Origin of the sequence: Flavobacterium luteum (assembly GCF_008806775.1) — a bacterium.
In the GTDB taxonomy this organism is placed as follows: domain Bacteria; phylum Bacteroidota; class Bacteroidia; order Flavobacteriales; family Flavobacteriaceae; genus Flavobacterium; species Flavobacterium luteum.
The window spans coordinates 1-16004 of the sequence record NZ_WAEM01000005.1 but is presented as its reverse complement, the minus strand read 5'-3'; the positions used below and the strand labels follow the sequence as shown (position 1 = coordinate 16004).

The window sequence follows — 16004 nt, the reverse complement described above, 5'->3', positions numbered from 1 at the left end:
TTTAATTAATTTTCTCCATCTTTTTCAACAAAACCTGCAGGTACTGGAACTGTTTTTTTACCAAATACTTCAAAAAACTTGTCAAACATATTATAATATTTGTCCTTATACAGTTTTTTTATTTTTTCCTCACGAATCTGTGGATAGTAATCAAAAATGTCACCTTTGCCAAGTATTCTAGGGTCTTTTTGCTTTTTTAAATCGGTTTCCATCTTCGCTTTCAATTCCTTGATTAAGAAAGCATATTGAAGGTCGGATGCAAGATTATTAACACAATCGGGATCTTTTTCTAAATCAAACAGCTCATCTGCTGGGCGTTTTCCAAAAGATAATGAAAAATAATTATAATCTTTGTCCCCTTCTTTTAAACTAGTTAAATACGATTTTGTTGGCGAATCATCACAATTGTTATAGTTGAATTCAGGATCTCCAACTGGCCATCTGTCTGGTTTGTAATTGTGGCAGTATAAATATTTATCGGTTCTAATTGCCCTTACGGGATAGCTAACAGCAATTTGATTCCCATCACTGGTTCCGTTATCGTGACGTTCTTTTCCAATTAATGAATAGGAACGTTTTTCATCAATTCGTCCCGATTTTTCTGAAAGTAAGGCATCCAGAAAACTCTTGCCTGTCATTTGCTTATCGGGTTTTAGACCAGCTGCTTCCATAATTGTGGGTGCAACATCTGGGAAGTTGATATAATCGGTAACGACTCTTCCTGGAATAATTTTGTCACCCCATCGTACTACAAAAGCTTCGTGAAAATCTTCATCATAAATTTGTCCTTTTACATGTGGGAAAGGCATTCCTTGATCTGAGGTTGCAATAATTATCGTATTGTCTAACAAACCTCTTTTTTCTAAAGAGGCCAATGCTAATCCTATTTGACGATCGTGGTACTCCACTTCTACTCCATAATCGGCCAAATCGCCTCGAACCAATTCATTGTCTGGGAAAAAGGCTTGAACAGTAACTTTACTTAAATCTTTATTCTCTTTCTTATAAGAATCCTTTTCGTATTTACGATGCGCTTCATGAGTTCCAAACCAAAAGCAGAAGGGCTTTTCAGTGTCTCTTTTGGTTAGAAATGCCTCGAAGTTAGACGCATAATCTTGTTTACTAATTCCCTTATAAGGAGGCGTAAGTGATATATCATTAAATTCCCAACCTGCAGGATTGTGTTCACCGTAATACACTCCTGGACCCCAACCTTTTCCTGTAAAACCTATCGCATAACCACTTTTCTCTAATAACTCAGGATAAAATTTCCATTTTGCCGGCATAACTGGAATATGATTTGCGGCTTCTTCCAATTGCCAAGAATACCTGCCTGTTAGGAAACAAGCTCTTGATGGAGAGCATTTTGGGTTGCAAACATAGGCATTGGTAAAAAGTGCTCCTTCATTTGCGATTCGATCAAAATTAGGTGTATTGATGTACTTGCTTCCATATACTCCCATACTATTTCGTGAGATATCATCCCCCATTATAACAAGTATATTAGGTCGCTTATTTTGAGCTTTCCCATCTGCAGAACGCAAAAAAAAGACCATTAAAAACAAACTGTATGCCAACAAATAAAAACTTTTTTTCATTTTTTTGAATTTATGATACAATACTATTCTACTTTCTTTGAATATCTACTTCAATGCCATTAAAAATATCATCAACATTATCTGTATTAACCAAAATAAAATCGGAACCCAACTCGCCTTTATGATTTAACTCAATATCTGCGACATCAATAACAGCCGTTTTCCATTTATCATCTCCTTTGCCTTTTACCTCAAGAGCCGTATTCATTCCTTTATTGTATTTTAATGCCCAAGTTGAACCTGCATTTTTATCCAACCAAATTATGGTAAATTTTAAACTTTTGGGTTTTGAAGCGGCAAACATCTCATCATCAAATTTAAAATACATGGCGTTTTTGCCGGTTGCATTTTCAAAGGAACGAGCAAATCGGTCGTATTTAGTGGATTTTTTATCAATTGTTCCATGAACTCGAAATAACCCGATAGACGTTTTGTCGGGATTTATCTGTGTTAAGAAACGTTCGTAATTCCCTTCAGCAATGTCCCATCCAACATCATTATAACCCTTTTGTCTCTCCCGTTGGTTGACTTGACCTATGGTGGCTGATTCCAAATCGTCCATTTTTGCTCCTCTTGACGCATAGGCATTACAAATATTGGTATAGCGTTCCAGATTTTTCTCTTTTGCTTTACCGAATGTTTTCTCAGAAAACTTAATCGTATCGGCAGCATTTAGACCTTCATGAAAAACGGAAAAAGCCGTAGTGGCAGAGGCTGGATAGACCTGTTGTGCATATTTGTTGTACATTTTAAAAATGTCTCTAATTTCAGGATGTCCCAAGGCATATTGAATGGCTTTTTTAGAGCAATTATAAGACGATAATCCTGTATTAATTCCACTTAAAGCTGACCAATAAAATCCTAATTCTGTATTAATATTAAATATTGGTTGCCTCCATGATTCATCCATTTCAGAAGCTGAGAACAGTTTCATCCCTTTCGGATTGATCAAATAAGGATTCCATTGTTCCTTGAAAGATTGTTCGCCCGTTAAATGATGTCCTCTATTATAGGCACCGCCTTTAATGCCAAAACCAATTTTCGGGTCGATTGTATTCATTACCCAATTGTAGGCAATGGGGTGTTTTACCGGGTCAACATTGTTAAATGTTAAAACAATCTGTCTATCGGCTACATCATTAAAATACTTCTTAAATTGTGCAAATGCCTCCAAACGATATTTTTCCCATTCTGTCTTTTTATTAATGGCAAACTTTCCATCTTCAGGTTCCCCTTTGTATGGTGCTTCGTCACCGGTAGCACCTGTTTTTACCTGCACAAAGGCAATACAATCAAACTTATTTTTGGGCTGATTTCTTAAGAAAAGTGAGAATTGTTTTATCAATTCAAAATAATATTTTTTGTGTGTTTCATTTAAGTAATAGGGGTAATTGGCAAATTTTACAGCATGTTTTTCAGGTTTATCGCTAATTACTTTTACCAATGGCACACCATTATCATAGAGCCATAAGGGTGAATTAGGCCCTACATTAACACTTACCTTGACTATTTTATGATACATCGCGGCCTTATCTAACACTTTTTGAAATTCAGAAAAGTCAAATTTTCCCGGCCCATTAGGCTGAACCTCTGCCCATGTAGCCGATACTTCTATTCCCAATACAAAGTCGGCCTTCGGATCGGAATAGTCTTCAACTCCTCCTCCACGATCCCATACTCCATAAGAACTTATGGGAACCGCAACTTTTTGTGCTTGTGATATAATGAAACAAAAAAAGAGTACAACAAACGGTAAACTTAAATTAAATCTGTTTTTTTTCATTTTCATATTTATTTGGCTTTTATTATTTAATTACTTTTTGAGATATGGATTTACCCTCCAATTTTAATACTGCAATATAAACTCCTGAAGAAATCGACAAAGTCTTGGAGAAGAAATTATTCCCTGCTTTCAATATAACGTCTTCTGACATCATTAGACTTCCATTGAGGTTAAAAAGTTTAATGTTCGCTTTTGAATTCGTATTAAAATTAATGTTGGCTTTGAATTCATTTTGTTTGAAAAATGAAATAAAATCTGCTGGATGTATTGTATTCGAGCCAACGGACAAAGGCAAAGTTGTTCTTTCGATACCTACTTCAATGCCATTAAAAATATCGTCTACCGTGTCTGTATTGACAAGCGTAAAATCGGAACCATAATCACCACTTTGGTCCACAATGGCATCGGTTATGGTAAAAGTTTCTTCTTTCCAATTATTGTCACCTATTCCCGTAACTTGTTTTGCCTCTTTTATTCCTTGTGGGGATTTGTATTTAAAAGCCCAGGTTGAACCTTTTGTTTTATCCAACCAAATGATTTTGAATTGCAGACTTTTAGGGATTGAATTGGTAAATACCTCCGGGTCAAATTTAAAATACATGGTGTTTTTACCGCTACTATTCTCGAAAGAACGGGCAAATCGATCATATTTTGAGGAACTTGCCGTTATGGTTCCCCGCACTCTAAACAACCCGATGGAGGTGTCATTAGGATTAATTTGTGTAAAAAAGCGTTCAATATTTCCTTCCGCAATATTCCAACCGGCATCATTCAACCCTGTTTGGCGGGCTCTTTGATATACTTGCCCTTGAACAACTGCAGCTAAATCATCCATTCTTGCTCCTCTGCTGGCATAAGCTTGACATATCTTCACATAGCGATCGGTGTTGTCCATAGTTGCTTTCGTATTTCCAAAATCTTTTTCAGGAAATCTTGCTGTATCTGCTGAATTTAAGCCATCGTGAAATATAGAAAAAGCGGTGGTTGCGGTCGCTGCATAAACCTGTTGAGCGTATCTGGTAAACATTCTAAAGGTATCTGTACCAATTGGATTGTTTATTGCATAATCCATCGCGACAGCGTTTAAATTATTGGTTGATAAGCCTACATTGATACCACCAAGTGCTGCCCAATAATAACTCATATCTTCACAGATTTGAAAATAGGTATCTTGAGTAGTTCCGTCCATTTCTGATGCCGAAAATGTTTTTATTGGTAATTTAGGATTGACCAAATATTGGTGCAGAGATTCCTTGTAGCTTTGCTCCCCACTCAAATGATGGCCTCTATTGAATGCCCCTCCTTTTATACCGAAACCGATTTTAGTGTCAATTTGAGTAGTAATCCAATCCCAAGCATATACTTCATTAGGGTCTGATGGGTCAATGTTATTGAACGATAAAACTATTGGATTATTCGGTACATCATTAAAGTATTGTTTGTATTTTCCAAAAACGGTCAAACGAAAATCATACCAATCTTTGTTTGATATATCATAAAGGTTATTATCAACATTCCCTTTAAAAGGAACTTCGTCGCCGGTACAACCCGTTTTTACTTGAACAAATGCTATTTTTGAAAATTTCCTTTGAGGTTGATTTCTTAGAAAATCGGAAAATTTACTTAAAAATATCCATAAATAATCTTGATACGTTTGGCTTAAATATTCTGGATAAAAAGGCCAGAAGGGTTTATCATTTCCACCACTGGTCGTTACCTTTTCAACTTGTGGATAAGTAATACCACCTGAGTAGGGTTCTCCTTTGTACATCCAAAGTGGTGCATCTGGCCCTACCTCCACACTTAGTCTGATTGGTTTATTATTAGTATAGGCTTTGTCTATTTCTGTTTGTAAAGAAGAAAAATTAAAGGTTCCCTTAACATGTTCAATATCTTCCCATTTTGCACTCGCCTCAATACCCATAACAAAATCGACATTGCTTTTAGAGAAATCAGTGATTTTACCGCCTCTGTCCCAAACGCCATAACTAGAAATCGGTAAAGATTGTGCTTGTATTGTTTTCAAACTTGAAACCATTAGAACGAAGAATATGCAATATTTAAAAGTTAGTTTTTTCATCTTAAAAATTTTTATTTTAAACTCAAGATTTTAGGTACAATAAAAAAATTATACCTATTAATACTCATTTATGGCTATGTTCTATCTTTTAATTTCTTTGAATATCTACTTCAATGCCGTTAAATATATCATCTGTTTTATCGGTATTTACCAAAACAAAATCAGATTGTAACGGTCCACTATGATCTAATGACATATCGGCTACATCCACAATCTGAGTCTTCCATTTATTATCTCCTTTTCCTTTTACTTCAAGAACGGTTTTCATTTGTTTTCCATTGTTGTATTGTAAGGACCAAGTAGAACCTACGTTTTTATCCAACCAAGTAATGGTGAATTTTAATTTTTTGGGTTTAGAATTGGCAAACATCTCATCATCAAATTTAAAATACATCGTGTTTTTATCCGTTGCATTTTCAAACGAACGTGCAAACCGATCGTACTTCGAGGATTTTTTATCAATGGCTCCACGTACTCTAAATAGTCCTATCGATGTTTCATCTGGATTAATTTGAGTTAGAAATCGTTCGTAATTTCCTTCAGCAATGTCCCATCCAGCATCATTATACCCTGTTTGTTTTTCCCTTTGGTTTACTTGCCCTATAGCCGCAGCTTCTAAATCATCCATTTTTGCACCGTGACTTTTGTAGATGGAATCATTACAAATAGCGGCATACCGATCTAAATTCTTTGCATTGGCATTTCCAAATTTGCTTTCGGGAAATTTGACTTTGTCTGCTACATTAAGACCTTCATGAAATACACAAACTGCTGCCGTTGCAGTTGCAGGATAAACTTGCTGGGCATATTTATTGTACATTCTAAAAATATCGCTAATCTCCTTGTGTTCATAACCAAATTGGATGGCTCCTTTAGACATATTGGTTGACGAAAGTCCGGTATTGATGGCACCCAATGCTGCCCAATAAAAACCAAGTTCTTTATTTATATTAAAAATAGGCTTTTGCCAAGATTGATCCATTTCTGAAGCTGAGAAGAGCTTCATTCCTTTTGGATTAATCAAATAAGGTGTCCATTGCTTTTTGAACGATTGCTCACCAGTTAAATGATGACCCCTATTATATGCACCTCCTTTTAAACCAAAACCAATTTTAGGGTCTATTTTTGTCATCACCCAATTGAAAGCTTCGGGCTGTTTTTCAGGATCTACATTATTGAATGTTAAAACAATCTGACGATCGGATACATCATTGAAATATTTTTTAAATTGAGTGAAAGATTCTAGGCGAAATGCTTCCCATTTATCTTCAGGAATTATATATGTTTTATTATAAGGATTGCCTTTGTAAGGTTCTTCATCGCCTGTCGAACCTGTTTTTACTTGTACAAATGAGATGCAATCAAATTTATTTTTTGGTTGATTTCTCAAAAATAGCGAAAACTGCTTAATCAGTTCGAAATAATAATTTTTATAGGTTTCATTCAAATAATAGGGATTGGAATCTGCATATTTATCATTCTTGGGTTTATTACTTTTTACATTCACTAAAGGAACACCATTTTTAAAAAGCCACATTGGAGCGTCTCCTCCAACATTAATACTCATTTTAACTATTTTATGATATTTTGCAGCTCTATCTAATGTATTTTGAAAAACAGAAAAATCAAATTTATTTGGCCCGTTTGGTTGTACATCCGCCCAACGTGCACCTACTTCTATTCCCATCACAAAATCGGCTTTTGGATTATCATAATCGTCAATCCCTTCGCCACGATCCCAAGTTCCGTAGGAACTTATAGGAATTGCTATTTTTTGAGCTTTAGCTACATAAACAAAAGAAAGAAGTGCAAAAAGGAATACGCGATAGCAGTTTTTTTTATATTTCATATTGATTTATTCGTTATTTTTTTATAATTTTATGAGAAATTGTTTGATCCTCATATTTTACTGCCGCTATATAAATTCCCGATGAAACCGATACCGTCTTTGAGAAAAAAGTGTTTCCAGCTTTTAAATTAATATCTTCGGATAAAATTAAACTTCCGTTTATAGCATAAAGTTTAATATTGGCTCTAGAATCGGTATTCAAGTTAATTTTGACATTAAATTCATTTTGTTTGAAAAACGATATGAAATCGAATGGAATTATCTTAGTCGAGCCAACTGATAAAGCAGTTCTTTCGATACCTACTTCGATACCATTAAAAATATCGTCAACAATATCGGTGTTTTCTAGCGTAAAATCAGAACCATTTACCCCCTTACCATCTACAATGGCATCGGTAATAGTAAAGATTACTTCTTTCCAAGTATTATCACCTAGTCCAGTCACTAGCTTTGCCACTTTAATTCCTTGAGCCGATCGGTATTTAAATGCCCAGGTTGAACCAGCATTTTTATCCAACCAAATGATTTTGAATTGTAAACTTTTAGGGATTGAGTTGGTAAACACCTCTTTGTCAAATTTAAAATACATCTTATTTTTACCTGTTGTATTCTCAAAAGAACGAGCAAAACGGTCGTATTTTGATGAATTGGCAGTAATTGCTCCACGAACCCTAAATAGGCCTATTGATGTGTCATCAGGTTTGATTTGGGTAAAAAATCGCTCAATGTTTCCTTCGCAAATCTCCCAGCCAGCATCATTGTAAAAATCTTGATTTTCACGTTGACCAACTTGTCCTAATACTACAGCGGCCATATCATCCATACGGGCTCCTCTGCTATAATATTTAGGGTCATCACATATTTTTTGATAACGGGTTGTGTTGCTCATCGTTGCTTTTCCATATTTATCCTCTGGAAATTTATCTTTATCGGCAGCATTTAGTCCTTCGTGAAAAACAGAAAAAGCAGTAGTTGCCGTTTCAGGATAAACCTGTTGAGCGTATCTGTTGTACATTTTAAAAGTTTCAATAATCCCGGGATTAGCAAAAGCATACCGCATAGCACTTACCGAAATGTTTGAGCAAGAAACCCCAGTATTAATACCTCCAAGGGATGACCAATAAAATCCAATTTCATAGTTCAAAGCAAAAAAACCTTTTGTCCAAGACTGATCCATTTCTGAAGCCGAAAATAGTTTTACCCCTTTGGGATTTAATGGACTTATTTTAGGATTAATTAAAAACGGATTCCATTGCTCTTTGAAAGTTTGCTCGTCTGATAAATGATGCCCTCGGTTATAGGCGCCGCCTTTAATGCCAAAACCAATTACCGGGTCTAAATCGTTCATGACGTAATTGTAGGCTTCCGGTTGTTTGATAGGATCCACATTGTTGAATATCAAAACAACTTTTCGATCAGGAACATCGTTGAAACATTTTTTAAATTCATTGAAAGCATCCAAACGAAATTGTTCCCATAGATTTGAAGATATGGCGTAGTTATTATCAACAACAGTTCCTTTATATGGTTCTTCATCACCAGTTGCTCCTGTTTTTACTTGTACAAAAGCAATGTGCTTAAATTTTTCTGGGGGCTGATTTCTCAAAAAAAGTGCGAATTTTTCAATCATTTTAAAATAGAACATTTTATGCTCTGGATCTAAATAATATGGGTATCGATTGGCGTATTGATCATTCTTGGGAGCGTTGCTATTTACATATACTCTTGGAACACCATTATTAAAAAGCCACACTGGGGAATCTCCCCCAACATTTATACTAAACCGAATTAACTTATTATTGGCAACAGCAAGATCCAACGTGTTTTGAAAATCCTTAAAGTCCCAGCTATTTGGACCATTAGGCTGAATATCATCCCATCTCGCTGAAGTTTCAATACCCAAAACAAAATCTGCCTTTGGATCTGAATAATCTACTATTCCTTCGCCTCGATCCCAGATACCATAATAAGAAATTGGTAGGGATTGCGATTGTGCTTTGGTCAAAAAGAGTATCAGGAAAAAAAATAGTGAAATGAATTTATAAAGCGTTTTTTTCATTTTTTAATTGCTTAATACAATTGTTAAAAACCCAATTTTAATTTATTATAAACATATAATTGTATAATTAGCGACAAAAATAAACCTTGTTACCTAGAGTAATGAGTAATAATTGGTCATTAGTATGCAATTTTGTTTCACTATTTCAAAAAATGAATAATTTAAGAAATAATTAAGAAATACCAGCATCCTCAAGCGTTATAACAAAAAGCTGCTTCAAGCATAGTATTTTAAAAAAAATTACAAGAAAAAAACAAGAACATTATTCCTCAGTTTTTGCCTTTTTTTTCTTTCCATATTCAATTACATCAGAGGGCAAAGGAAGAAAATCATGATCCTTAAGCATCTTAGCTTCCATTTCATTTCTAAGTGTTTTTTCGATTTCAATACTTTCTTTCTGACCAGCTAAATTGTTTAATTCAAAAGGATCTCTATTTAAGTCGTACAATTCAAAAATGGGGCGTTCCTTATAAAAATACAATCTATTGTAAGTCTCTCCCAAAGTGTTTTCCGAATGAGATTTGAGCAGTTCTTCCCAAGCCTTTGTTTTTACCATATCAACTTGAGCAAACTCTTGTTTTGGCAACGCATTGAAAACAAAATGATATTGGCTGGAAGTCACCGATCTAGAGAGGTCCAAACCATCAGTTCTTATCAAAGGTCCTGCATGAAAACCACGTTCGGCAAAAACATACTTTCGTTCATTTCCTGTTGGAGTTCCTTTTAAAACACTTAGAAAACTTATTCCCGAAACTTCTTTTTTGAAATTTAATCCTAAAGCGTCCAATAAGGTAGGTCCAATATCCTCGCCACTGACCAAAGCAACACTAGATACATTACCCTTCACTACGCCTGGCCATCTGACAATTAATGGAACATGAATCCCTCTTCCGGCAAGTGTTCCCTTTCCTCTCAATAAAGAATCTCCATTATCACCCATAAAAATGACAATAGTGTTTTTATCTAACTTTCTATCGGCCAAAACTTTTAATACATAGCCCATACATTTGTCCATATCTCTCACATCTGAAAGGTACCTAGCATAGTCTTTTCGGATCTCTGGCAAATCTGGAAAATCAGGAGGTAAAACCAAATCATTTGGATTAATTTCCTCATAATCTTCATCAAAAGAACGATGGGGTTGGTTAAACCCAAAATAAAGAAAGAAGGGTTTGTTTTCAGGAATCTCACTTAAAACCGTATTGAATCGTTCTGGTACTTTTGAAAAATTTTCTCCTTTGGTATTGAATCGAGCAACATGGTCAAAACGTTGTTCTAGATTCTTCATTCCTTCTTTTGTAAGGACTTCATTTATCATTGGATTTTTGCTTTCTATTGCTCCGTCTAAATGATGGTTTCTGCCGTCAAGTCCTACCCAATATCCATTTTCTCTTAGCACATCCGTAAAAAAAGGAACTTCCTTTCTTGAAGGCTCTCCAAACCGGGACACATCAATACTCACTGGGCTGCAACTCGTAAATATCGATGTTCTTGATGGAGCACATTGGGGCGCGGTTGTGTAAGCTCTTGTAAAACGCATTCCTTCTTTAGCAAACGAATCTAAATTAGGCGTTAAATTATACTTTAATACATTTTCATCTCCATAACAACCGACGTGAGGAAAGCTGTGATCATCCGATAAAATGAGGAGGATATTAGGTTTATTGTTTCCACTTTTATTTGATTTTTGACCGAATGCAAAAGATAAATTTAGAAAAACAATTAGTAATAGTACTACTTTCGATTTGCTATTTAAAATCATTTATTTATAAATTAATATTGATTTGTTTTATTAATGGCTTATAATGTTGCTCTTATTTACTATTTTCATAATCAAATTGAAATCTATCATTTTCAATATGAGAATCATTCATAATTTTTGCAATTTTAGCCACAATATCGGGATGAACGGTGGCAATATTTTTTTCTTCACCTACATCAGTGCTTAAATCATACAATTCTATTGGAGCATTCTTTGAATTTGTAATATTTTGTCGTATTCCTTTCCATTGGCCTAATCGAACCGCCTGACTTGAGTTTTTTTCATGAAATTCCCAATACAAAAAATCGTGCTGTTTCTGTTTTTTTCCAATCAAAGTGGGTAAAAAAGAAATTCCATCACTTTCTTTGGGTGTTTTTACTTGGGCAACCTCTGCCAATGTAGGCATCACATCCCAAAATGCCGTTACATTGTTGGTTTTTGAACCGGCTTTTATTTGAGCTGGCCATTGGACAATCATGGGCTCTCTAATCCCACCTTCATAAACATCTCTTTTTATGCCTTTTAAATCGCCATTACTATTAAAAAAATCCGGATCTGCTCCACCTTCATCATGCGGGCCATTATCGCTTGAAAACATAATAATGGTGTTTTTTTCGATACCTAATTCCTTTAACTTAGCCATTATTTCTCCAACATGTTGATCCAATCGTATAACCATAGCAGCAAAAGTAGCGTGTGGATATTTTTGCTTAGTATATTCTTTAATCACTAACTTTTCGCCGTAATCTGCGCCATCACCTTTCTTTTTTCCAACGTAGGGTCTTTCATTTCCAAATTTTTCTCTTTCCGCTTTAAATATAGCATCATCAGGAACGATTAATTCGGCATGAGGAAGGGTCGTTGGATAATACATAAAAAAAGGCTTCTCCTTATTGTCAGAAATAAATTGCAAGGCCTTATCATGAATAACATCTGCAGCATAAGTAACAGTATGTTTCCAATCGTTACCTTCAAGCATCACTTTGTCGCGATTGTGCCACAAATGATCAGGATAATAGCGATGAGCAACTGCCTGGCAATTATAACCAAAAAACTCATCGAAGCCTTGACTATTCGCATCCCCTTCGGAACCGATATAGCCTAATCCCCATTTTCCAAAAGCCCCAGTTTTGTAACCTGCCTGTTTTAAAACTTCGGCTAAAGTAATGGTTTTTCCACTCATTGGTACTTGACCTTCTTCCATCCCTTTTTCTGTAGCATTGCCCCTAATGGAAGTATGACCAGTATGTTGTCCACTCATCAAGGAAGATCGAGATGGCGCACAAACAGGAGCTCCTGCATAATGTTGCATAAACTGCATGCCTTGACTGGCAAGTTTGTCTAAATTTGGGGTGTTTATTTTTTCTTGACCGTAACAAGACAAATCACCATAGCCCAAATCATCAGCGAGTATATAAATAATATTTGGCTTTTGTTGTGCGTATACTGTAGTTTGAAATAAGCAAAAAATGCTTACAAAAACAATGTAGAATCCTTTTCTCATCATTAAATTAATCATTTGCATTTTTTAAGTTATAATTATTAGTTCGATACTAAATTTAAATTCTTTCTTCTCACTGCAGTTCAGATTTAATTTTAGCAATTGTATTAATACAAAACATCCTAATTGTATAAAAATTAGGATGTTTGCTTTATTATAAATTAGTAAGTATTGAATTTAAATTGAGAATTTGTTACTCTTTTACAAACTGTTTTGAAGCTACACTTCCGTTATCTTGTAGCACTGAAATAATATAAATTCCTTTTCCTAATGAAGATACATTGATATCAGAAGTATTGTTTTTAGAAGCCACTTTTTTACCTTGCATATCGTATACATCAATCTTTGAAATCGTATTGTCTGATTTCACATTAAGAACATTTCTGGCAGGATTTGGATAAATAGCAATAGTATTGCTTTTTGATCCAAAATCTCTATTTCCTAAATTTCCTTTCTCGTTGTCAAAAACAATTTGATCTATGTAGATTGGATTTGTAATATCTAAAAGGGCACCTTCTATGCCAACTAATTCCCAATTTTGAGGAAGAGGTGGTACCGCAGCTGCATTAGCTATTATATCAGCTCTTGGATTGTTTGTAGTATTTATACCTGTTAAGTTTTTATACGTGCTATTTGAAGAAATAACTTGATCATTTACCGCATAAACTCCTGTCGCTGCCCAAGTCGATTTAACACCGATGATTAAATCAGGTTGTTGATTAGCATCATCCCAAGTGGTTAAATCAAAATCATAAGTCATATAGTCTGTATCATTAGCCGTGAAAACTGGTTTTGGGTTAAAAGACTTAACTACACCACCAACAAGACCAGCTATTTGGAAAGCATTATTCGAGGATGTGTTTTTAATAATTATGTGCGCATATTTGTTTAGACCACCAACATGAGCAACACCTGCAGCTAAACTCACTTTAGAGTTACCTGTATTGGCAGCAGTACACGTTATTTTTAAAGTTTCTTTTGATGATTCCGTAGCTTGAACTGCGGTAGCTCTCAAAAGTGTTGTAAAACCACCATTAGAAGCCCCGTCAAAACTAAAAGTGTTTACTTCAGGAGTTACTACGATTGGCAAGGAAACAACAGGTTTAATATAATCAATTGAAATAGTTTCGCCTGCACCCACAAAGGTATAACCCCCAGTAGTAGGCTTACCAACAATACTCAATACATTTACAATCCCTGTCCAAGCGGTAATATCAACATAATACGTTTGATAGCTGGTATCTCCCTTTGTTATAACTATATTCGAAAAAGGAGCTACTGCAGGGTTTGTATTAGAAAATCTCAATTGATCGGTAGTACTGTTGTTTTTTAAACTGATTTCAAGATAATTATTAGTGTCTGCATCAATATTAGCAGTTGCTGTTGCAATTACAGGGTTACCACTTTTTGCCATGGTTAACACCAAATCAGTACCATTTGCAACTAAAGTGTTTGTAGTAGTTCCTACAATAACAAAACCTTCATTATCTCCAGGAGTGTTAAATTGTTGAGCAAAAGTTAGAAAAGGAATAATAAATAAGAATAGAAAAGTAATTTTTGTTTTCATAATAAAAAAGTTTAAAGTTATATTTTTTGTAAAAATAGACAATAACTCTAAATTAGTCTTAGCGAAAAAGTATTATATATAAGGCGATTTTGTTTCAATATCGTTTATTAACTTAGGGAACTAATATTTAAAAAAAAGCGTAAATATAACGAGTCCAATTCATACAAGACATTAAAAACCAACACCTTTTTATCGCTATGTAACAAAAAAAAGGACTGTGACAAAAAATGTTGCAGTCCTAATAAATAAAAACCTTTATATAAATTCTGTATTAATTCTTAACAATTACTTTAATAATCTTAACTTCGTTACCAACTTTTAATTGAGCAACATAAACTCCATTACCCAAACCACTAACATTAAATTCTTTTGTATAATTGCCTGATAAATGCGTTTCGTTATTGACAATTGTTTTTATCATTTGACCGTTTAAATTATAAATACTTAATTGAACTTTTCCTTCCGCAGGAATACTATATTCAAAGTTTGAGAATCCAGTGGCAGGGTTTGGAAAAACTTTGAAATTTTTTGTATTATTCGAAGAAACTGTTTGGCTCGTATCTTGTTTTAATCTTAAACCACTAGTATTTTGCACTGTAAAACTTACCCAATCCGCTGAACAAGTATAATTATTACTGCCTCCTGAGCTGAAAACTCTTAACCTAATTTCTCCTGTAGGAGAAATAAAATTGACAGGCGAATTTTGAATATTGGTAACCAGTACATCGGTAGTAGATACCGTGCGAGAATCAATCTGAGTCCAAGACAAAGTGGACCAATTGTATAAGTAAAGTAGTTGTGTTCTACTTATCGAATACTTGCCATCATAGTTTATGGTAAGCTTTGTTACACTAGATGGAGCCTGAGTAATAAAAGTACTACTATACCAATCTGAACTTCTTGTACCGGACGTTGACGAATTAAAAACCAAAACAGAATTGTCATTTAACGCTAATCTACTAACAGTACCCGTATTACTTGTACCGAGAAGCACCGTAAAGGAAGTGGGAGCATAAGTTGTTACTACCTGCGCTAATACGGTAAGTGTTTGGGATACATTTGTTGCTGCATTGTAGTTCGTATTACCCAATTGCGAAGCAGTAATAGTAGAAGTACCAGCGCCAACAATACGTATCAATCCATTTACTATGGTTGCAACTGCTGTGTTGCTACTAACATAAGATACAGTCAAACCAGAACTGGCTGTTGCTCCTGGGTTAAAGTCAGCATTACCTACTGTCTTAGAAGGCAAGGCACTAAAAGTAATTGTTTGGTTGGCTTTTGACACCGTTAAACTTTGATTAACTGAAAGAGCTGCATTGTAGTTCGTATCGCCTACTTGAGAAGCAGTAATACTAGCAGTGCCAGCGCCAACAATACGTATCAATCCATTTACTATGGCTGCAACTGCTGTGTTGCTACTAACATAAGAAACAGTCAAACCAGAACTGGCTGTTGCTCCTGGGTTAAAGTCAGCATTACCTACTGTCTTAGAAGGCAAGGCACTAAAAGTAATGCTTTGGTTGGCTTTTGACACCGTTAAACTTTGATTAACTGAAAGAGCTGCATTGTAGTTCGTATCGCCTACTTGAGAAGCAGTAATAGTAGCAGTACCAGCGCCAACAATGCGTATCAATCCATTTACTATGGTTGCTACTGCTGTGTTGCTACTAACATAAGAAACAGTTAAACCAGAACTGGCTGTTGCTCCTGGGTTAAAGTCAGCATTACCTACTGTCTTAGAAGGCAAGGCACTAAAAGTAATGCTTTGGTTGGCTTTTGACACCGTTAAACTTTGATTAACT

At 35.0% G+C, this 16004-nt stretch carries 9 protein-coding genes; all 9 read right to left on the bottom strand.

Annotated features, from left to right (window positions below; translation table 11 throughout):
• Positions 1-5 precede the first annotated feature (5 nt).
• A complete protein-coding gene (locus F6464_RS10180; protein WP_151107702.1) occupies positions 6-1598 on the bottom strand; it encodes a sulfatase family protein in 1593 nt (530 codons plus the stop codon).
• A 28-nt stretch (positions 1599-1626) separates the two neighbouring features.
• Positions 1627-3381, bottom strand: a complete 1755-nt coding sequence (locus tag F6464_RS10175; protein WP_151107701.1) for a T9SS C-terminal target domain-containing protein — start codon at positions 3379-3381, stop codon at positions 1627-1629.
• Positions 3382-3403: 22 nt separating this feature from the next.
• Entirely contained in the window at positions 3404-5407 is a 2004-nt protein-coding gene (locus F6464_RS10170; protein WP_191963360.1) for a T9SS type A sorting domain-containing protein, read from the bottom strand.
• 142 nt (positions 5408-5549) lie between these two features.
• On the bottom strand, positions 5550-7310 hold the full coding sequence (locus F6464_RS10165; protein WP_151107699.1) for a T9SS C-terminal target domain-containing protein: 1761 nt from the start codon (positions 7308-7310) through the stop codon (positions 5550-5552).
• A 13-nt stretch (positions 7311-7323) separates the two neighbouring features.
• On the bottom strand, positions 7324-9369 hold the full coding sequence (locus F6464_RS10160) for a T9SS type A sorting domain-containing protein (RefSeq protein WP_191963359.1): 2046 nt from the start codon (positions 9367-9369) through the stop codon (positions 7324-7326).
• A gap of 262 nt (positions 9370-9631) precedes the next feature.
• The gene (locus F6464_RS10155; protein ID WP_151107698.1) at positions 9632-11131 is read right to left on the bottom strand and encodes a sulfatase family protein; all 1500 of its coding nucleotides are present in this window, start codon (positions 11129-11131) and stop codon (positions 9632-9634) included.
• A 52-nt stretch (positions 11132-11183) separates the two neighbouring features.
• Complete coding sequence (locus tag F6464_RS10150; protein WP_317132238.1) at positions 11184-12650, bottom strand: arylsulfatase; 1467 nt, start codon at positions 12648-12650, stop codon at positions 11184-11186.
• A 175-nt stretch (positions 12651-12825) separates the two neighbouring features.
• Positions 12826-14199: a T9SS type A sorting domain-containing protein gene (locus tag F6464_RS10145; protein WP_151107697.1), complete on the bottom strand. Its 1374-nt coding sequence runs from the start codon at positions 14197-14199 to the stop codon at positions 12826-12828.
• A gap of 271 nt (positions 14200-14470) precedes the next feature.
• Positions 14471-16004, bottom strand: a 1534-nt coding sequence (locus tag F6464_RS10140) for a T9SS type A sorting domain-containing protein (RefSeq protein ID WP_151107696.1), incomplete at its 5' end; no start/stop codon positions are given.